The sequence below is a fragment of the Antarctobacter albus genome (genome assembly GCF_900101505.1).
In the GTDB taxonomy this organism is placed as follows: Bacteria; Pseudomonadota; Alphaproteobacteria; order Rhodobacterales; family Rhodobacteraceae; genus Antarctobacter; species Antarctobacter albus.
The window spans coordinates 133,033-149,782 of record NZ_FMZI01000004.1; the positions used below are offsets into that span (position 1 = coordinate 133,033).

At 64.8% G+C, this 16,750-nt stretch carries 20 protein-coding genes, 1 tRNA gene and 4 pseudogenes; 18 read left to right on the plus strand and 7 right to left on the minus strand.

Annotated features, from left to right (window positions below):
- Nucleotides 1–9: 9 nt before the first annotated feature.
- The 13 genes and pseudogenes from BLQ71_RS25945 (at nt 10) to BLQ71_RS26805 (ending at nt 6,578) form a co-directional block, all read left to right on the plus strand.
- Nucleotides 10–321, plus strand: a complete 312-nt coding sequence (locus BLQ71_RS25945; RefSeq protein WP_088702342.1) for a 3-hydroxyacyl-CoA dehydrogenase family protein — start codon at nt 10–12, stop codon at nt 319–321.
- Nucleotides 322–401: 80 nt separating this feature from the next.
- Nucleotides 402–890, plus strand: coding sequence for a 3-hydroxyacyl-CoA dehydrogenase family protein (locus BLQ71_RS25950; protein WP_198548542.1), 489 nt, complete (start codon nt 402–404; stop codon nt 888–890).
- A gap of 98 nt (nt 891–988) precedes the next feature.
- A pseudogene (locus tag BLQ71_RS26785) lies at nt 989–1,620 on the plus strand (3-hydroxyacyl-CoA dehydrogenase family protein).
- The gene (locus tag BLQ71_RS26580; RefSeq protein WP_268236844.1) at nt 1,517–1,804 is read left to right on the plus strand and encodes a 3-hydroxyacyl-CoA dehydrogenase family protein; all 288 of its coding nucleotides are present in this window, start codon (nt 1,517–1,519) and stop codon (nt 1,802–1,804) included. The pseudogene BLQ71_RS26785 and the gene BLQ71_RS26580 overlap by 104 nt, the downstream one beginning before the upstream one ends.
- 1 nt (nt 1,805) lies before the next feature.
- Entirely contained in the window at nt 1,806–2,372 is a 567-nt protein-coding gene (locus tag BLQ71_RS08390; RefSeq protein WP_074621381.1) for a 3-hydroxyacyl-CoA dehydrogenase family protein, read from the plus strand.
- Between the two features lie 63 nt (nt 2,373–2,435).
- Nucleotides 2,436–3,062 carry an IclR family transcriptional regulator gene (locus BLQ71_RS08395; RefSeq protein WP_074621382.1) on the plus strand — a complete coding sequence of 209 codons (627 nt, stop codon included), beginning with the start codon at nt 2,436–2,438 and terminating at the stop codon, nt 3,060–3,062.
- Nucleotides 3,063–4,307 (plus strand): annotated as a pseudogene (locus tag BLQ71_RS26790) (CaiB/BaiF CoA transferase family protein).
- Nucleotides 4,304–4,750: pseudogene (locus BLQ71_RS26795) on the plus strand (enoyl-CoA hydratase-related protein). Before BLQ71_RS26790 ends, BLQ71_RS26795 begins: the two co-directional pseudogenes overlap by 4 nt.
- Nucleotides 4,751–4,808: 58 nt before the next feature.
- Nucleotides 4,809–5,096 carry an SDR family NAD(P)-dependent oxidoreductase gene (locus BLQ71_RS25750; RefSeq protein ID WP_157923305.1) on the plus strand — a complete coding sequence of 96 codons (288 nt, stop codon included), beginning with the start codon at nt 4,809–4,811 and terminating at the stop codon, nt 5,094–5,096.
- Between the two features lie 180 nt (nt 5,097–5,276).
- The gene (locus tag BLQ71_RS25755; protein WP_157923306.1) at nt 5,277–5,570 is read left to right on the plus strand and encodes an SDR family oxidoreductase; all 294 of its coding nucleotides are present in this window, start codon (nt 5,277–5,279) and stop codon (nt 5,568–5,570) included.
- A gap of 165 nt (nt 5,571–5,735) precedes the next feature.
- Nucleotides 5,736–5,798, plus strand: a pseudogene (locus tag BLQ71_RS27050) (hypothetical protein); the annotation flags it as partial.
- Nucleotides 5,799–5,912: 114 nt separating this feature from the next.
- A complete protein-coding gene (locus BLQ71_RS08420) occupies nt 5,913–6,419 on the plus strand; it encodes an acyl-CoA dehydrogenase family protein (RefSeq protein ID WP_229754833.1) in 507 nt (168 codons plus the stop codon).
- Nucleotides 6,420–6,440: 21 nt separating this feature from the next.
- A complete protein-coding gene (locus BLQ71_RS26805) occupies nt 6,441–6,578 on the plus strand; it encodes an acyl-CoA dehydrogenase family protein (protein ID WP_268236845.1) in 138 nt (45 codons plus the stop codon).
- A 74-nt stretch (nt 6,579–6,652) separates the two neighbouring features.
- Here the strand turns inward: BLQ71_RS26805 and BLQ71_RS08425 are convergent, their stop codons facing one another.
- Both BLQ71_RS08425 and BLQ71_RS08430 read right to left on the minus strand, forming a co-directional pair.
- Nucleotides 6,653–7,252, minus strand: a complete 600-nt coding sequence (locus BLQ71_RS08425; RefSeq protein WP_074621384.1) for a DUF4286 family protein — start codon at nt 7,250–7,252, stop codon at nt 6,653–6,655.
- A gap of 243 nt (nt 7,253–7,495) precedes the next feature.
- A tRNA-Leu gene (locus BLQ71_RS08430) sits at nt 7,496–7,582 on the minus strand.
- 344 nt (nt 7,583–7,926) lie between these two features.
- On the opposite strand from BLQ71_RS08430, the gene lipB reads away from it, so the two are divergent.
- Nucleotides 7,927–8,592 carry a lipoyl(octanoyl) transferase LipB gene (gene lipB / locus BLQ71_RS08435; protein WP_074621385.1) on the plus strand — a complete coding sequence of 222 codons (666 nt, stop codon included), beginning with the start codon at nt 7,927–7,929 and terminating at the stop codon, nt 8,590–8,592.
- Nucleotides 8,593–8,637: 45 nt separating this feature from the next.
- On the opposite strand, the gene BLQ71_RS08440 is transcribed toward lipB, so the two are convergent.
- The 3 genes from BLQ71_RS08440 to BLQ71_RS08450 form a co-directional block, all read right to left on the minus strand.
- On the minus strand, nt 8,638–9,090 hold the full coding sequence (locus tag BLQ71_RS08440) for a GNAT family N-acetyltransferase (RefSeq protein ID WP_074621386.1): 453 nt from the start codon (nt 9,088–9,090) through the stop codon (nt 8,638–8,640).
- Between the two features lie 326 nt (nt 9,091–9,416).
- Complete coding sequence (locus BLQ71_RS08445) at nt 9,417–9,623, minus strand: hypothetical protein (protein WP_043144334.1); 207 nt, start codon at nt 9,621–9,623, stop codon at nt 9,417–9,419.
- Between the two features lie 275 nt (nt 9,624–9,898).
- Complete coding sequence (locus BLQ71_RS08450) at nt 9,899–10,105, minus strand: hypothetical protein (RefSeq protein WP_074621387.1); 207 nt, start codon at nt 10,103–10,105, stop codon at nt 9,899–9,901.
- 445 nt (nt 10,106–10,550) lie between these two features.
- Between BLQ71_RS08450 and ctaD the strand changes: the two genes are divergently transcribed.
- On the plus strand, nt 10,551–12,224 hold the full coding sequence (gene ctaD, locus BLQ71_RS08455) for a cytochrome c oxidase subunit I (RefSeq protein ID WP_043144332.1): 1,674 nt from the start codon (nt 10,551–10,553) through the stop codon (nt 12,222–12,224).
- 70 nt (nt 12,225–12,294) lie between these two features.
- Entirely contained in the window at nt 12,295–12,840 is a 546-nt protein-coding gene (locus BLQ71_RS08460; RefSeq protein ID WP_074621388.1) for a hypothetical protein, read from the plus strand.
- 87 nt (nt 12,841–12,927) lie between these two features.
- On the opposite strand, the gene BLQ71_RS08465 is transcribed toward BLQ71_RS08460, so the two are convergent.
- Nucleotides 12,928–14,484, minus strand: coding sequence for a hypothetical protein (locus BLQ71_RS08465; protein ID WP_074621389.1), 1,557 nt, complete (start codon nt 14,482–14,484; stop codon nt 12,928–12,930).
- A 139-nt stretch (nt 14,485–14,623) separates the two neighbouring features.
- On the opposite strand from BLQ71_RS08465, the gene BLQ71_RS08470 reads away from it, so the two are divergent.
- Nucleotides 14,624–15,118, plus strand: a complete 495-nt coding sequence (locus BLQ71_RS08470) for a DUF2244 domain-containing protein (RefSeq protein ID WP_074621390.1) — start codon at nt 14,624–14,626, stop codon at nt 15,116–15,118.
- Between the two features lie 11 nt (nt 15,119–15,129).
- On the plus strand, nt 15,130–16,071 hold the full coding sequence (locus BLQ71_RS08475; RefSeq protein ID WP_069210179.1) for a hypothetical protein: 942 nt from the start codon (nt 15,130–15,132) through the stop codon (nt 16,069–16,071).
- Nucleotides 16,072–16,150: 79 nt separating this feature from the next.
- Here the strand turns inward: BLQ71_RS08475 and BLQ71_RS08480 are convergent, their stop codons facing one another.
- Complete coding sequence (locus BLQ71_RS08480) at nt 16,151–16,612, minus strand: GatB/YqeY domain-containing protein (RefSeq protein WP_043144328.1); 462 nt, start codon at nt 16,610–16,612, stop codon at nt 16,151–16,153.
- Between the last annotated feature and the right edge of the window lie 138 nt (nt 16,613–16,750).

The following is a 16,750-nucleotide window of genomic DNA, read 5'->3' on the forward strand; positions in this document are numbered from 1 at the left end:
GGGTTCCGGATGGGTCCGTTCAGCCTGTTCGACCTGACCGGTCTGGACGTGTCCTATTCGGTGCTGGAACGCATCTACGAGGATTTCTACCAGGAACCGCGCTTTCGACCGGCCCCCTTCCTGCGCAAGAAGGTGGAAAGCGGGCTCTATGGCCGCAAGACCTGCGCCGGATTCTACGACTATGGCGACGCATCCTCGCCGGTATCGGACAAAGGACGCCCGTGGGGCGCCAGCCTGCCCGAGGCTGTCCCCCTGGCCCTTTCGCAAACACGCGTTGTCCCTGGATCGCGGAACGCCTGGCTGCGGCGGGTGTCGCGCTGACAGCGACACCCTGCTCCGAGGGCTGCGGGCTGAACCTGGTTGCGCCGGTCGGGTGCGATGCCACGGAAACCGCGACCTCCTTGGGCCTGCCCCTTGGCAATGCCGTTGCCTTCGATCCGGTCATCCCCACCCCGGGCGAAGTGACCCTGATGGCCACCATCGCCACCCGGCCAAAGGCCGTCGCCGCTGCGGCCAAGGCCCTGTCCACCGAAGGCAGCGCGGTTTCGGTCATCGAGGACAGCCCCGGCTTTGCCGTGCAGCGCGTGATCGCGACCATCGTCAACATCGCCTGCGAAATCGCACAACAAAGGATCGCGGCGCCCGGTGACATCGACATCGCCGTGGGGCTGGGCCTGAACTATCCGCAAGGACCGCTGGCGCTGGGGGATCACCATGGCCCCGCGCTGATCCTCGAGATCCTCGACGCGCTTCACGCGCGCACTGGCGACCCACGTTACCGCGCCTCGCTCTGGCTGCGCCGCCGCGCCGAGGCGGGCCTGTCGCTGACGCACACGGCCGGCAGCCCCCTGCCTGCCGAAAACACTCCTGCCGAACAAGAGACCGCCTGATGACCGACCCCAGACAGATATCCACGCCCGCGGCCAGCCTGCCGCAGGTCGAAAGTGCCGCCGTTGTCGGCGCCGGGACTATGGGCCTCGGGATCGCAATGGCCTCGGCGCGGGGGGGCGTGCCCACTTTTCTGGTCGATACCTCCGAAGACCGGCTGACGCAGGCAATGGCCGAGGCGACCGCCTCTTTCGACCGGTCTCTGGCCAAGGGCAAACTGACGCCCGAGGCACGCGACGCGGCCGTGACCAACATCCGGACAACGACCCGGCTCGACGACTTGGCGGGCACCGACCTGGTGATCGAAGCGATCTTCGAGGACATGTAGGCAAAGGCCGCCCTGATCGGAGAGCTGGACCGGGTCTGCGGACCGGAGACGATCCTGGCCTCAAACACCTCGCCCCTGTCGATCACCCGGATCGGCGCCCATTCCACCCGCCCGAAAGGGTGGTCGGCCTGCATTTCGGCCTGCCCGCCCAGTTGATGAAACTGGTCGAGGTGACGCGCGGCCTGCGCACCGACGACGCGGTGTTCGACCGGGCCTGGGCCTATTGCACGGCCATCGGGCAAAAACCTGTCGAGACGAAGGACACGCCGGGATTCATCCTCAACCATTTTTGCGATCCCGCTGCACAACGGGGCCATCCGCATGGTGGAAAGCGGCGTTGCCGCACCCGCCAACATCGACCGCGCGATCAAGACCGCCTACGGCCACGCGATGGGCCCGCTTGAATGGCTCGATCTTGTCGGGCTGGACACGCAACAGCGCCTTTGCCGCACGTTCCATGAAATCACCAATGACCCCGAACTGGCCTGCCCCAAACTCGTCCACGTCATGGTGGCCGCAGGCTGGCTGGGCAAGAAGACCGGCCGGGGGTTCTACGACTACGCCGACACCAAGACATTCGGAGCCTGACGTGAGCGACCTGCTCGCCCAATTGCAGCGCCACCTCGGCGACAGCGCCGCCACCCAGACGCTGGTCGAGCTTGGCCAGAAGACCCTGCGCGAAGCCTGCGCCGCGCAGGGCATCGACCCGGACACCGCCATCGGACTGGCGCGATATTCGGTCGATGGCGACACTTATACCGATCTCTTGGAAATCGTGCCCGGCAATGGCTCACCTCCCGCTGTTGTCGAGGAGGTCCGCGAAGGGGTCGAGGCGGCGGGACTGGTGCCCGTTGTCTCGGCCGATATGCCCGGGCGCATCGTCGACAGGCTGATGCGCCCCTACCTGAACCGCGCCCTGCGCGCCGCCGAGGATGGCATCGCCACGCCAGAGGCGCTGGACCAAGCGATCGAGATGGGGCTGGGCTATCGCACCGGCCCGATGACGCGGCTCAGGGGCGACGCCCTGCTGCATCACCATGACGACGCCGCACGGCTGCACGAGGACCTCGGCGACACCGCCTATCGCCCCGCCCCGACCGCGCGCATCGCGGACCGCATCCGCGCCCAGCGCCCGCACTCCGGCCAAAAGGACTGATCCGGTCACGGTTCGGGCCACGGTCCGGGACAGGGCGCCACAAGACAAGGCGGAGGTTCGGCAATGGCGGAAAGCAAGCACAAGACGATCGTTCACCAGGAACTCGAACTGGAGGGCAACGCAACCAAGGACGCGCGTTTCGTGTCGTCGATCGCCCGCACCTTCGAGGTGCTGCGCGCCTTTCGGCCCGGCGAGGGCCCGCTCAGCAACGCCGAGCTGTCAGAGGTCACTGGCCTGCCCAAGGCCACGGTCGCCCGTCTGACCCATACGCTGAAATCGCTGGGCTATCTCACCAGCCTCGGCAACGACAACCGGTTCGAACCCAGCCCCTCGATCCTGGCGCTTGGGTATTGCGTGCTGTCCAACCTGCGGGGCCGGCAACTGGCGCACCCGCAGATGACGGCGCTGACCAAACATGCCTCGGCCCCTGTCGGACTGGCCAGCCGCGACCGGATCGAAGCGAGCATCGCCGAGGTGCGCGAGCGCGGCTTCTGCCTCGTCGACGGCGAATGGCAGAGGGATACGCGGGCGGTGGCCTGCCCGGTCGTTTCGCCGGACCTGTCGACGGTCCTGGCGATCAACTGCGTGGCCCCCTCGTTCCAGATCGGCAACGAACAATTGGTCGAGGATATCGGCCCCCGGCTGGCGCATCTCGCCTCGGGGCTGGTTCCGATGATGGGAGGCACCTGAATGTCCGACACCGAAGATACCCCTGCCGAAAGCCTGCCGAGACGCCCGCTGGGCGGCCGGTTCGCCTGTCTCGACGGGATTTTGGTCCTGGATCTGACCACCTCGCTGGCTGGTCCCTATGGCTCTCTGCTACTGGCGGACCTGGGCGCCGAGGTGGTCAAGGTCTAACGCCGTGGCATCGGCGACGACTCGCGCTACTGGAAGCCGCCCACCCTGGGCGACACCCCGCTCTGGTTCAGCCCGGTCTATCGCAACAAGAAGCCCATCGAACTGGATTACGCCGGCCCGTGGGGGCGCGAGGTTCTTGAAGGGCTGGTGCGCAAGGCGGACGTGCTGCTGACAAACCAGCTGCCTCGCGTGCGCGACAAGCTGGGCATCGACTATGACACCATCAAGGCGATCAACCCGGCGATCATCTATGCCTCCATCACCGGCATCGGCACCGACAATGAGCGTGAGAACTGAGCCTGTTACGACCTGATCGCCGAGGGCTACAGCGGCGTCATGGACCTGACCGGTGAGCCCGACGGCCCGCCGCAGAAGGTCGGCACCCCGGCGGCGGACCTGTTGTCGGGCACCGATGCGGCGCTGGAATGCATGGCCGCGCTGATCTAGCGCGAACGGACCGGACGGAGGCACTACATCGACATTTCGCTGACGGAATCCATGACGCGTTACATGACACCCCGGCTCTATTCCTACCTCGGCGGCGGCGGCCTGCCCCGCCGCAGCGGGGCGCGCGACAGCTTGATCGCGGTCTACCAGGTCTTAGATACCGCGGACGACCCGATCACCCTGGGGTTGGCCAACGACAATGTCTGGCGCCGCTTCTGCGAGATCGCCGACCGGTCCGAGTGGATCGATGACGAGGCCTTTCGCCGCAACGAGAACCGCGCCCAGCAGCGCGCCCGCCTGGTGGCCGAGATCGGCACCATCCTTGTCACCCGCACCGCGCGCGAATGGCTGGACCTGTTCCAGGCCCGCGGCGTGCCCGCCGGTCCGATCAACTGGCTGGACCAGCTGGCGCAGGACCCGGTCCTGCACGAACGCGGCTTCATCTACGCGGTCGACATGAAAAACGGCCCGCTGCCGCAGGTGGACCTGAGCATCCGCATGGACGGCGCCCCATCCGGGATCGAGAGCCTGCCCCCGGGGCTGGGCGAACATTCCGCAGACGTGCTGCGCGACAAGCTGGGCCTGGACGAGGCCGCCATCGAAAACCTGAAGAGTGAGAACATCATATGACCGGAAAGCGCGACTTCGAAACGATCCTCTACGAAGAGGTTGGCCCGGTGGCGGTCATCACCCTGAACCGCCCCGACAACGCCAACATGTTCACCCCGACACCCTGCCGCCAGCTGCGCGACTGCATTGAGGACATCCGCAACGAGACCCGCACCCGGGCCGTCGTTCTGACCGGCGCGGGCGACAAGTTCTTCTGCATCGGCGGCGAGAAGGGTGACCTGGAAGGCACAAACCTCTATCCCGGCGTCGTTCCGACGCTGGAGATGTTCGAGGCCATTGAACGGTTGCAGTAACCGGTGATCGCGGCGATCAACGGCTCTGCCGTGGGCGGCGGCAACCTGCTGCAGATGGTCTGCGACATGACCGAGGCCAAGCGCAGCGCCGTCTTCCGCCAGGTGGGGCCGATGATGGGGTCCTTCGACGCCGGCTATGGCACCTGGTAGCTCGAGGATATCGTCGGCAAGAAGCGCGCCCCCGACACCAGAAAATTCGGACACTGACATGGTACCCACATCCACCCACGGCGCGATCGTCGTCACCGGCGCAAGCCGGGGCATCGGCGCCGCCATCGCCGCTGCCCTTGTCGAAGAGGGCGTGAACGTCGCCTGCCTGTCACGCAGCGGCGCTATGCCGGACCTGCCCGAGGGCGCGCATGAAGACCTTCGCCGCCGTTTCTACCCGATCGCCTGCGACATCGCCGACGAGGCCGGTTTTGCCGAGGCACTGCGCCAGACCTCGGACCGTTTCGGCGACATTGCCCGGGCTGGTCAACAACGCGGGCGTGCATGAACTGCGCAAGTCCTCCGGGATGACCGCGGAGGAATTCGAGAAGGTGATGTCGATCAACGCCACGGTGCTCTTTACCGCCAGCCCCGATACCCTGCCCTAGCCGCGCGACTCGGGCGTCGGCGTGATCGTCAACATCGGCGCCTTCTTCGAACGCCTTGGCGCCAAGCAGAGCACCGCCTATTGCGCCTCCAAGGCCGCCCGATCACGCGCTGCCTGGCCGCGGAATGGGGACGCTACGGGGTCTCTGCCGTCAACGTGGCACCCGGCTATATCGAGACCGACATCAACACGGACTACCTGTCCTCGCCCGAGGGGCGCGCCCAGGTCTCGGCCCGCAGCGTTCTCAAGCGGCCCGGTCGGGTCGACGAAATCGCCGCGCTCGTCGGACTCGTCGGCACGTTGGTTTCGGGCAAGGTTCCTTTCCTGACCGGCGAGACGATCTTCGTCGACGGCAGCCACGGCATCAGCCTCTGAGGTTTCCCATGAACGTATTCGAAAAACTCGACCCCGCCATCGAAACCCCGGAAGAGGAACAGATGTTCCTGCAGAGCGTGCAGCGCCTCTGCGCCGAACAGATCGCCCCCGGGCTACCAGGGTGCCGGGTTGTCCTGCCCCGCCTGTCTCGCCATCTGCCGCGAAGTGCCGAAGGCCTGTGCCTCGACCGGGATCGTCTGGGCAACGAATTTCCACGCCATCAGCCCATTGGTGGATTTCGCCAGCCACGACCAGAAGAACCGCTGGCTGCCGGTGATCGTCAACGGCGGGCTGGCCGCGCTGGCGCTGACCGAACCCAGCGCCGGGTCCGATGCCACGGGCATGAAGACCACCTTCCGCGAGGACGAGGACGAGATCGTGGTCAACGGCCCCAAGATCTTCATCACCAATGGCGACGTGGCCGACATCATCGTGCTGTTCGGCAAATGGGCAGAACTGGGCGACGGACGCGATGCGATTTCGGTGGCGGCGATCGAAAAGGGCGCGCCGGGGTTCGAGGTGATCGGCACGGACAAGAAGATGGGCTCGCGCGCGTCCAGCACCGCCGCCCTGTCGTTCATCAATTGCCGCATCCCGCGCGCCAACCTGTTGGGCAAGCCCGGCGAGGGCCTGAAGATGTTGTACGACTTCCTCAGAAAGTCCCGGCCCAGCGTCGCCGCGCAGGCCCTGGGCATTGCCCGCGCGGCCTTCGAAGACGCCATCGCCTATGTCAACGACTGTCCTGCTCCCCTGAAAAGTCTGCGGTTTGAGATTAGCCTGTTCTCCAAACGAGGAGACAGACGATGCGGAAAAGCCGTTTCAGCGAAGGGCAGGTCATTGGCATCTTGAAGGAGTACCAACGCGGTCCTGCTGCATGGCGGCCATCGCTATACCCGCGACTACCGCGTCGAGCGGCTGATGCGCGACGCCAAGATCAGCCAGATCTGGGAAGGCGCCAACGAGATTCACCGCCAGATCATCGGCCGGAGCTTTGCCGAGAAACGCTGACCGGCCCATCCGGACGGAAGAACGGGCGCCGGTTGCAACCGGCGCCCTTTTTGCATTTGCAGCACACCCGCGTGTCAGGCCGGCGGGTTCTCACGAAAGTGGAACGACTTGTCGACCTTGCCGAACCAGTCGTGTTCCAGGAACTTGTCGCGCCAGGGCGTCTTGCGCGCCGCCCGCATCGCCGGGCCGTCCAGCACATCGGCGCTGGTGACATAGTGCATGGCCAGGTGGGTCCATTCACTGTTCTCAAAGCTGTAGTGCGCGCTGCCCGCCCAGTCGGGGCATTCCAGGATCATCGGAATATGTTCCTGATCGTACCAGGCCTTGAATTCCTCGTGGAACGCTTGCGGGACCTTGAACCGAACCGTGTAGAGGATCGGCGCGGTCAGGACGGGATCGCTGACCCCTGTCTGGCGGAACTCGGACCGCTTGCGGGCCAAAAGGCTCTCGCTGGCCTCCGGCGTCGGCATGTCCGGCACGGTTTCGGGCAGCCGCTCGAGGTCGGCCACCAGCAGGTGCCAGCTGACGTTGAAGGCGGCATAACGGTTTGTCGCCAGCGCCTTGCCGAAACCGGGCAAGGCCGGAACACGGTCGGTCTCGCGGATCGCAGCCGCCTTTTTCGCGTTGCCATCGGCGGTATCGGCAATCGCCAGCCAGATCGCGTTACCCTTCATCTCTTTTCTCCTTTGGTTGTCTTGCGAGGTCGCCGGGCATGACGCCGTGCCAACCAAAAGAAATGCGCCCCAAACCACAAACGGATCTATCGTTTAATTTTTTGAGGCTTCAGTTTCACATTTTGGGTGCGACGGAGAAGGACGAAAGGCCACAATCCAACCGCTCCCGCCAGTCGAACAGACCAAACGGTGCCAGGGCGCCCTTGGCGCCGGCACGAAACATCTGCATTTTCCGGAGTGAAATGGTGCGGTCGAGAAGACTCGAACTTCCACGGGAGTTACCCCACAGCGACCTCAACGCTGCGCGTCTACCAATTCCGCCACGACCGCACTGTCCTGACTTGGTGGGAGGGTCTCTAGCGAAGCGCGGGGACGATGTGAAGAGGAAAAACGACAAAATCCCGCTCCACACACAAACTCTCCCTGCCCGGCCTGTTGCGGTCGCCCGCTGGTGGCGCCTTGCACGGAATGTCATTATGTGATCCTCCGCAAAGCGCGGGGATTTGAACGGCCGTCGAGGCCACACTCGGACAGGATCGTCGCAGCGCACAGCACGTCGGCCGACCCGGTCCAGAGGTTGCATCGGGCGGCCAGGGATCTGGCAGGCACCGCGCAGGAGACCGGGCGGATCTGCCCAGGATCAGGGAGGCGGGGCTCTGGCCCCGGTGACAGGCATGGAATGGAAGATCAGCGACGGACTGGTGCCCTACGAAGAGGCGCTTGCCTTCATGGAGGACCGCGCCGGCGCCATCGCCGAAGGGCGCGCGGACGAGTGCATCTGGCTGCTTGAGCACCCGCCCCTTTATACCGCTGGCACCTCGGCCAGAGTGGAGGATCTGAAAGACCCTGACCGCTTTCCGGTCTATACCTCCAAGCGCGGCGGGCAATATACCTATCACGGCCCCGGCCAGCGCGTCGTCTATGTCATGCTGGACCTCAACAAGCGGGGCCGCGACATCCGCCGCTTCGTGCAGGACCTCGAGGCCTGGGTGATCGCCACGCTGGCGGAATTCAACCTTGTCGGACATATCCGCGAGGGCCGCGTCGGTGTCTGGATCGAACGCCCCGAGAAGCCGCCGCTGGCGGACGGGCGCACGGCAGAAGACAAGATCGCCGCCATCGGCATCCGCCTGCGCCGCTGGGTCAGCTTTCACGGCATCTCGATCAACGTGGAACCGGAGCTGGAGCATTTCGAAGGCATCGTGCCCTGCGGCATCAGTGATTTCGGCGTGACGAGCCTGGTGGATCTCGGTCTGCCGGTGACGATGGACGACCTGGACGTGGCGCTGAGGACGCAGTTCGACGCGGTCATGGCCGAGCCCGCCAAAGATACGGCCTGATCCGAAAGACACGGCCGGGCAGCAATCTGCCGCCCGACCGGTCCTTCACGGGTTCAGCTGCAAATGCGCGATTTCGAAAGGCAGCCCATGGTCGTCCGTCGGCCGCCTGGACATTTCCCGGAATCCCAGCGCCGCGTAAAAGGCACAGGCCTGATCGTTGCGCGTATAGACATCCAGTGAAAGCGAGCCCTTGAGCGTCAGTGCCCGGTCAACCAGGCGGCGGCCTATGCCCCGCCCGTGGTAACCGGGGCTGACAAACAGACCGCCGATGAACCTGTCCAACAGGCTGATGAACCCGACCGGGGTTTCCTGCCGACAGGCAACCCATGTTTCGGATGAGGGCAGGTAAAGATCCTCGATCAGCTTTCGCTGTTCGAGAAGGCGCGCATGGCCAAGAAAGGAATGCGCGGCGAGAGACGCGTCGAACCAGATGGCCGACAGGGATTCGATGTCCGTGGCCATGTCGAAAGGCCGGATCACGCAGGTTTCGTTCTTCATGAGAACTCCACAGAATTTTGGATATGCATACAGGTCCGGCACGTCTGGTGCCGGGGCAAGCCGCCCGATGCGGTTCAGACTGGGGCGCTGCGCATATCTCTCCTTCTGCCGATGGTCCGAAGGTAGGCCGCCCAGGTCGCGGACGCAATGGCCGGGGGAAACCTGCGGCCCCTGCAGGCATGACGCGGACATGAAAAAGGGCAAGGACTGCTGTCCTCGCCCCCGGGGGCAGATCAAATTTCCCCCGCCGATGTCTTAAATGTTCAGGTGCTTGCAAATCATTCCTCGGTCAGGGCCGGAGCGGCAGCAGGCCCGGACCGGCTGTCTCAGGGTTTGCCGGAAAAGACGTGAAAGAGGATGTCTTCGCGGGCGATGCCCCGCTGTGCCAGTTCGGCATCCGACAGCGCGCGCAAGGCGTCGATGCGGGCGGTGCGCTGGCGATAGCGGCGGTCAAAGGGTGTCTCGAAGGCGCGCGCGAGGCGCTGGCGCAGGGTGGCACGGCTGGAAACGAAGCTGTTGTCGAAATAGGCCATCTTGAACTCCCCCGTTTGGGTGATGCGGTGTGCGGCAGATGGGTTCAATCTAGGGGGTGGCCGTCCGCCCCATAAGTCGGGAATGCCGGACCGTCGGGTATACCGGACCCCGTGCCCGGTACAGACGGCAGTCGCGGGAGCCGGGCATGAAAAAAGGGGGCGCACTCACAACGCCCCCTTAGACAATCATGGAAAGAATGGATGGGCGGAAAGCCCGGAAAAGGATTTGGTCAGTGAAACCTTGTCGCCGCGTCGCGCGGCGTCACGTCGGCGGATCAGGCCTTGCCCGAAAAGACGTGAAAGAGGATGTCCTCGCGGGCAATGCCGCGCCGCGACAATTCGGCATCCGATAGCATGCGCAGTTCGTCGATGCGGGCGGTGCGTTTGCGGTAACGGCGGTCGAAGGGGGTCTCGAACAGACGCGCAATGCGCTGGCGCAGGGTGGTGCGGTTGGCGTCAAAGCTGCTGTCGTAGTAGGCCATCGTGATCCCTCCCCTCGGGATGTTCGTGTTCTCGATGACCGGACATTAGGCTGGCGGCCCCGACGGACGAAAGTCGGGAAACCCTGACCGTAAGGAATACCTGACCCTCCGAGGAAAGGTCGCGGAACAGGCAAACCTGTGACGACAACTGCGCGACAAGCGCCCGGCCTGCCACTCTGGCAAACCATGACACATCGACAGCGGTTGCCAGGGGTGATCGGGAAGGGTCCTTGCAGGAAACGGACAACGGTCCGCATGGAGGCGACCTCGGTTTCTGACGAAACACCGCCCGCGCATGCGACCAAGGTGCGACAAAAAGATTTGATCTGCGTCAAATCCGGCCATTGCCGCCCTATTGGTCACATTCTAAAACGTGAAACGAACGTCGCGCGCGGGTGGATTCCCCGCCCTTGTGCGACGCCTAGGGATCAGCAGGAGGCAAACAATGGCAGATGCAGCCATTCACGGCCACGAGCACGAAGACAACCGCGGGTTCTTTACCCGCTGGTTCATGTCGACGAACCACAAGGACATCGGGATTCTGTACCTGATCGTCTCCGCGTTCGTCGGGCTCATTTCGGTCGTTTTCACCGTTTACATGCGCATGGAACTCATGTCGCCGGGCGTTCAGTACATGTGCATGGAGGGCATGCGCTTCCTGCCGACGGCGGTCGAGAACTGTACACCCAACGGCCACCTCTGGAACGTGCTGATCACCGGCCACGGCATCCTGATGATGTTCTTCGTGGTCATTCCGGCACTGTTCGGCGGTTTCGGCAACTACTTCATGCCGCTGCAGATCGGCGCGCCGGATATGGCGTTCCCGCGGATGAACAACCTGTCGTTCTGGCTGTATGTCGCGGGGTCCACCCTGGCGGTCTGCTCTGTCTTCGCACCGGGCGGCAACAACCAGCTGGGCTCCGGCGTGGGCTGGGTGCTTTACCCGCCGCTCTCGGTCAACGAAGGCGGCATGTCGATGGACCTGGCGATCTTCGCCGTCCACGTCTCGGGCGCGTCGTCGATCCTGGGCGCGATCAACATGATCACCACCTTCCTGAACATGCGGACCCCGGGCATGACCCTGTTCAAGGTGCCGCTGTTCTCCTGGGCGATCTTCGTCACCTCCTGGCTGATCCTGCTGTCGCTGCCCGTTCTGGCCGGCGCGATCACCATGCTCCTGACGGACCGTAACTTCGGCACGACCTTCTTCGATCCGGCCGGCGGCGGCGATCCGATCCTTTACCAGCACATCCTGTGGTTCTTCGGTCACCCCGAGGTCTACATCGTGATCGTGCCCGGTTTCGGCATCATCAGCCACGTCATCGCGACCTTCTCGCGCAAGCCGATCTTCGGCTACCTGCCGATGGTCTGGGCGATCATCGCCATCGGCGCGCTGGGGTTCGTCGTCTGGGCACACCACATGTACACCGTCGGCATGTCGCTGACCCAGCAGAGCTACTTCATGCTGGCCACAATGGTCATCGCGGTGCCAACGGGCGTGAAGGTGTTCAGCTGGATCGCCACCATGTGGGGCGGCTCGATCGAGATGAAGACCCCGATGCTCTGGGCCTTCGGCTTCCTGTTCCTCTTCACCGTCGGCGGCGTGACCGGCGTGGTGCTGAGCCAGGCGGGCGTCGACCGTGCCTACCATGACACCTATTACGTCGTGGCGCACTTCCACTACGTGATGAGCCTGGGTGCCGTCTTCGCGATCTTCGCGGGCGTCTACTTCTACTTCCCGAAGATGAGCGGCCGGATGTATTCCGAGTTCTGGGGCAAGATCCACTTCTGGATGATGTTCATCGGTGCGAACCTGACCTTCTTCCCGCAGCACTTCCTGGGTCGCCAGGGCATGCCGCGCCGGTACATCGACTACCCCGAGGCATTCGCCACATGGAACTACATCTCCAGCTGGGGTGCGCTGCTGTCCTTCGCATCGTTCCTGCTGTTCTTCGGGATCATGTTCCACGCCCTGACCCGTGGCGCCCGCGCCAACCAGGCGAACCCCTGGAACGAGTACGCGGACACGCTGGAATGGACCCTGCCCTCGCCGCCGCCGGAGCACACCTTCGAGCAGCTGCCGAAGCAGGAAGACTGGGACAAGGGCCACGCGCATTAAGCGCCCGGGCTTGACCAAGACAAGAAAGGCCCCGCCAACGCGGGGCCTTTTCACATGAAAGGGGCCTGTCATGATCTTCTACTATGCCCTGCTATTCGCGCTTGCCATCATTCCATGCGCCCTGTCCCGGCATCGCTGGCCGCATGTGCTGGTGTTCTGGACGGTGGGCGTGTCGCTGGTCCTGGCGGTTCTGGTGGTCATCGGGGCGCCGGTGGCCCCCCGGATCGTTGTCGATGCCGGCCTGATCGACCCGCAGGATCCTGAAGTGCTCCAGCCGATCTTCATGCGCAACGCCATGCTGACGGTGGGCGGCGCTGCGATCTACGTCGGGCTGGCTCAGACGCAGGCATTGCGAATGCCACATGCACTCGCGCTGTTGATGCTGGGCACGCTGTACACGCTCACGGAACACGACCTCGTCTATGGACTTGGCACCCCGACGTTCAGCCATATCCCGGCGGAAATCCAGGACGATTTCGCCCGCCGCATGGCCGACCACACAGCCAAGATGAGACAGGCTGTCCGCATCACCAGCTTCGTCGGCATAGCCGGGTTCCTTGGCCTTGCGGCCTACCAGATCTGGCTTCGTCTCAAACGCGGGCCGGTCGGAAGCTGACCCCGATATCCCGCCCGCGGACCCGGAGCGACCGCGCCCCGCGAAAGGACTCCGCGACCCGCGGGAGCCTGTTTCAAGGCGTGACGCTCACTCGCGCCATTCATAGACGTAACGATAGCAGCCCAGCGGCTGCAGCGTGACCGTCATCTGGAAACGGCCATCCTTGTAGCGCGCGCCCTCGGGCGGCGCGAACGTCCCGCTCCACGCGGCAGAGGGCGCCTGGTTGTAGGCGGTGCCGATGAACCCGTCGGTGCGGTCCTTGACGATGTCCACCGTGGCCCGAGAGCCCTTGGCACAGTTTTCGCCCTCTGTGCCGTAGTAGTAGAACAGCCCGCCGTGCCCCCAGCCGGCGGCATAGTCCCCCTGCACGCTGGCCGAGAGCGGCACCTCCTGGCCCGGAACGAGGTAAGGGGGCGGCGCGGCCCAGGTATAGGTCACGACAAAGGCGTCCCAGGCATCGCCACAGCGCGGCTTGCTGTGGGAAAACTGACCGCTGCCGGCACCGACCGATCCTTTCGGCTCGTAACAGCTGTTGTTGTCGGTAAAGGTCGTCATCCCCCCCTGCGAGACCATCGCCCAATGCCCGCCCTGCGGCGCGGCCGGGCCCGGATCGTCCCGCACCGGCTGCGGAGCCGGATCGGCCAGGCTCATGCGCTGCGCAATCTCGGCGCAGCGCCCCTCGATGATCGGCAGGACGTAGTGCGACAGCGCAAGGCTCTGCAGCCGGGCCTGCGCCACCTCCTGCAGGTCGATGCCGACCTCTCGGTTACGCCGCGCCTCTATCTTGGACAGGGCCGCGTCAAAGGCCCGATCCGCGACGGCCCTGGCGTCGTCGCGGACGTTTTCGATGATGCGCAGCCGCTCATCGTTGCCGACGTCACGCTCGGGCACCGCGCCCTGCACGTCCGGCGGACCGAATATTTCCTCGTAGGCCTTGCGAAACTGCCGGTCCGCTTCTGCATAGGCCGCATCGCGTGCTGCCAGCGGCGCCTTCATCGCCTCCGCGGCCAGCACCATTTCGGCTTCGATCTCTGCCACGTTGCGGGCAGCCTTGTCGCGCAGCATCTGCTGCGCGCGCTGCACCACGTTCCCGTCCCAACCGTTCATCAGCGCGTGCTGCACCATCTCCTGAACCCAGCGGGCCCGGTTCTGGGCCACGCGCTGCCGGTTCGCCTCCAGGATCGCATCCGGGGTCAGCACCAGTTTGCGCCCGGTGTTCGCACCATCCAGCACTACCTTGGTCCAGCCAGAGGCCATGAGCGACAGCAGGTCCCATTCGTCCGGCATCTTCCAGATCGCCAACAGGGACATGGCGTAATCGTCGAACAGGACATCCATGTCCGGCGGCAGATGGGCATCCAGGTAGAGCGCCGTCATCACCGCCCTGGCGCAATCGTCGCCCCCGGTCATGTCCAGCACCTGCTGCAATTCCACCAGGTCGTCGCCGTGATAGCGATCGAGGTCGCGCACTCCCGGCATCACCCATCCCTGCGCAAAGGCACGCGCGACGTGATCGTCGATCTGGCGTCGCGCATCGACCACATCCGCGCAGGCCGCGCCCCCTGCCAGGGCCAGCACAAGGGCACCTGTGGCCAGCCCGCGAGCCCAATGCCGCCTGTCATGCCTTTGTTCCGTGACGCACATCCTGTCATCCTCCCGGTTCTGCGACACCGACCTTAGCATTTCCCCGGGAACCCGGACTTTGACCCACAACAATTCTGCTGTATATCCAGCCTGATGAATTCAACCCGGGGTGAGACCGGGCCCATTTTCCGACGGATCCATGCCCTACCACTGGACAACGCCCCCCCGCGAAGCTTCACAGGTCCTGCAGCTCTGGCCGCATAATTCCCTGTCGGCCGAAGGCTTTGCCGCGATGATCCTGGGCTTTTTCCTCTTTGCCTCGGTGCCGCTCTACAGCGTGATCGGGACGGCGGTGCTATGGGGCCTCCTGCCCTTCATGCTGGCGGCGACCGCGGCGCTTTATTACGCACTGCGCCGCAACCAGCGCGACCGCCGTATCCTGGAGGTGCTGACCGTCACGCCCGAGGTCACGCATCTGACCCGCACCAATCCCAAGGGCGACACCCAGGACTGGGAAAGCAACACCTACTGGGTCAAGGTCGCCTGCCACGAGGCCGGAGGGCCGGTGCCCTACTACGTCACGCTCAAGGGCAATGGCCGCGAGGTCGAGATCGGCGCCTTCCTGAGCGAAGAGGAACGCCGTTCCCTGTTCAACGACCTGACCGACGCGGTGCGCCGCGCGGCCAATCCCTGAAGGGCAAAAGCATGGCGCAGGTCCCCGCTACCCCGAAATGGCACCGGGCCGCGATGCGGCTGTCGGTGGCCCTGAACCGCGAAGCCTGGATCGACCGGCTGACCCCGGCCCCCAGCGAGGCCGCCGCCCTGCGCCTGCGCGACGCGCTGGCCGCCCGCGTCCCGCCGCTGCGCAAGCGCGTGGTCTTCCTGATCCCGCTGGTGGGCCCGGACCATGTCGGCGACTGGGAGGCCGTGGCCGACAGGCTCTCGGCGACACTGGACTGTTTCATCGCGCAGGATGATCCCAACTGGCAGGCGGTGATCTGCTGCCAGGAACGCCCGCCCCTGCCCGACGATCCGCGCATCACCTTCCTGCCCTTCTCGGCGCCGGAACCGGGAAATGACAAGTGGCTGAAGCTGGCCGCGCTGACCGCCCACCTGGACGAGATGGATCTGCCGCCCGCCTATGTCATGAGCTTCGACGCCGACGACCTGCTGCGCCAGGGCAGCGTGCGCGAGATGCTGCGCCGCCAGGCGCCGGGCGGCTACCTCGTGCAATCCGGCTTTGTCATGGACGATGCGACCGGGACTATCGCCCTGGCCGACCGCCCTTCGCTACGTCAGCCCCTGCGCAAGCCCTTCTGGAAGCTCTGCGGTTCCTGCGCGGCGCTGGCCCATGACCCGGACCTGCAGCAAAGCACCGCCTTCCTGCAGGCGATGACACAGCACGAACACCGGATGTTCCCTTACCTTGCCGCGCTGGCCGGGCGCACGCTGGCACCGCTGTCGCAACCGGCGGTCCTCTATGTCCTGAACCACGGAGAGAATTTCGGCGCGCGGCGCGGGCGGGTCAGCTTCAAGACGCGCTTCGTGGAACGCTTCCGCATCGACGACCCCTCGGAACTGGCGCTGATCGCCGATGGCTTCCCGGTGCCAGAGATCGGCGACGACACGGCCGAAGCAACCGCCTGACCCGGACGAGCCTGACCCGGACAAGAAAAAAGGCCGCCCCGAAAGGCGGCCCTTTTTGATTCCGTCGGACCGCCTTCGGTCAGGCCGACAGCCGGTCCTTTACCCGGGGGCCGACAGACCCGAAATCCATCTGGCCCGTGTATTTCGACTTTAGCACGCCCATGACACGGCCCATGTCGCGGATCGATTCCGCGCCGACCTCGGCCATTGCCGCGTCGATCGCCTTGGCGACCTCCTTGTCGTTCAATGCGCGCGGCAGGAATTCCTCGATCACCTCGATCTCGGCGGTTTCGCGTTCGGCCAGGTCCAGCCGGCCCGCCTCTTCATAGCTTTTGGCGCTTTCGCGGCGCTGCTTGACCATCTTGCCAAGGATGGCCAGCACCTCGGTGTCATCGACCCCGGTCTCGTTGCCTTCCCCGCGGACGGCGATGTCGCGATCCTTGATGGCGGCGTTGATCAGGCGCAGCGTCGAAAGGCGATCCTGCGCCTTGTCCTTCATCGCCTGCTTGACCGCCGCGTTCACCTTTGCACGCAGTTCCATGACCTTATCCCCTCACGGTTCATGAATTTGTGACACTACTTCAGGACGCCCCCTGTTGCAAGCGCAGCATTTTTGCGCCAACCCTCTGATAATCAATGACTTTTGTTTTCCATCAAGCACTTGACCAGCGCCCCGGGC

Excerpts from the sequence above, each read along its gene's own strand:
- lipB (WP_074621385.1), top strand. The coding sequence starts at position 7,927 with ATGGAATGGAAGATCAGCGACGGACTGGTGCCCTACGAAGAGGCGCTT.
- BLQ71_RS08460 (WP_074621388.1), top strand. The coding sequence starts at position 12,295 with ATGATCTTCTACTATGCCCTGCTATTCGCGCTTGCCATCATTCCATGC.
- BLQ71_RS08420 (WP_229754833.1), top strand. The coding sequence starts at position 5,913 with ATGAAGACCACCTTCCGCGAGGACGAGGACGAGATCGTGGTCAACGGC.
- BLQ71_RS08395 (WP_074621382.1), top strand. The coding sequence starts at position 2,436 with ATGGCGGAAAGCAAGCACAAGACGATCGTTCACCAGGAACTCGAACTG.
- BLQ71_RS25945 (WP_088702342.1), top strand. The coding sequence starts at position 10 with ATGGGTCCGTTCAGCCTGTTCGACCTGACCGGTCTGGACGTGTCCTAT.
- BLQ71_RS08425 (WP_074621384.1), bottom strand. The coding sequence starts at position 7,252 with ATGAAGGGTAACGCGATCTGGCTGGCGATTGCCGATACCGCCGATGGC.
- ctaD (WP_043144332.1), top strand. The coding sequence starts at position 10,551 with ATGGCAGATGCAGCCATTCACGGCCACGAGCACGAAGACAACCGCGGG.
- BLQ71_RS08480 (WP_043144328.1), bottom strand. The coding sequence starts at position 16,612 with ATGGAACTGCGTGCAAAGGTGAACGCGGCGGTCAAGCAGGCGATGAAG.
- BLQ71_RS08465 (WP_074621389.1), bottom strand. The coding sequence starts at position 14,484 with ATGTGCGTCACGGAACAAAGGCATGACAGGCGGCATTGGGCTCGCGGG.
- BLQ71_RS25750 (WP_157923305.1), top strand. The coding sequence starts at position 4,809 with ATGGTACCCACATCCACCCACGGCGCGATCGTCGTCACCGGCGCAAGC.
- BLQ71_RS08440 (WP_074621386.1), bottom strand. The coding sequence starts at position 9,090 with ATGAAGAACGAAACCTGCGTGATCCGGCCTTTCGACATGGCCACGGAC.
- BLQ71_RS08475 (WP_069210179.1), top strand. The coding sequence starts at position 15,130 with ATGGCGCAGGTCCCCGCTACCCCGAAATGGCACCGGGCCGCGATGCGG.
- BLQ71_RS08470 (WP_074621390.1), top strand. The coding sequence starts at position 14,624 with ATGCCCTACCACTGGACAACGCCCCCCCGCGAAGCTTCACAGGTCCTG.
- BLQ71_RS08450 (WP_074621387.1), bottom strand. The coding sequence starts at position 10,105 with ATGGCCTACTACGACAGCAGCTTTGACGCCAACCGCACCACCCTGCGC.
- BLQ71_RS08445 (WP_043144334.1), bottom strand. The coding sequence starts at position 9,623 with ATGGCCTATTTCGACAACAGCTTCGTTTCCAGCCGTGCCACCCTGCGC.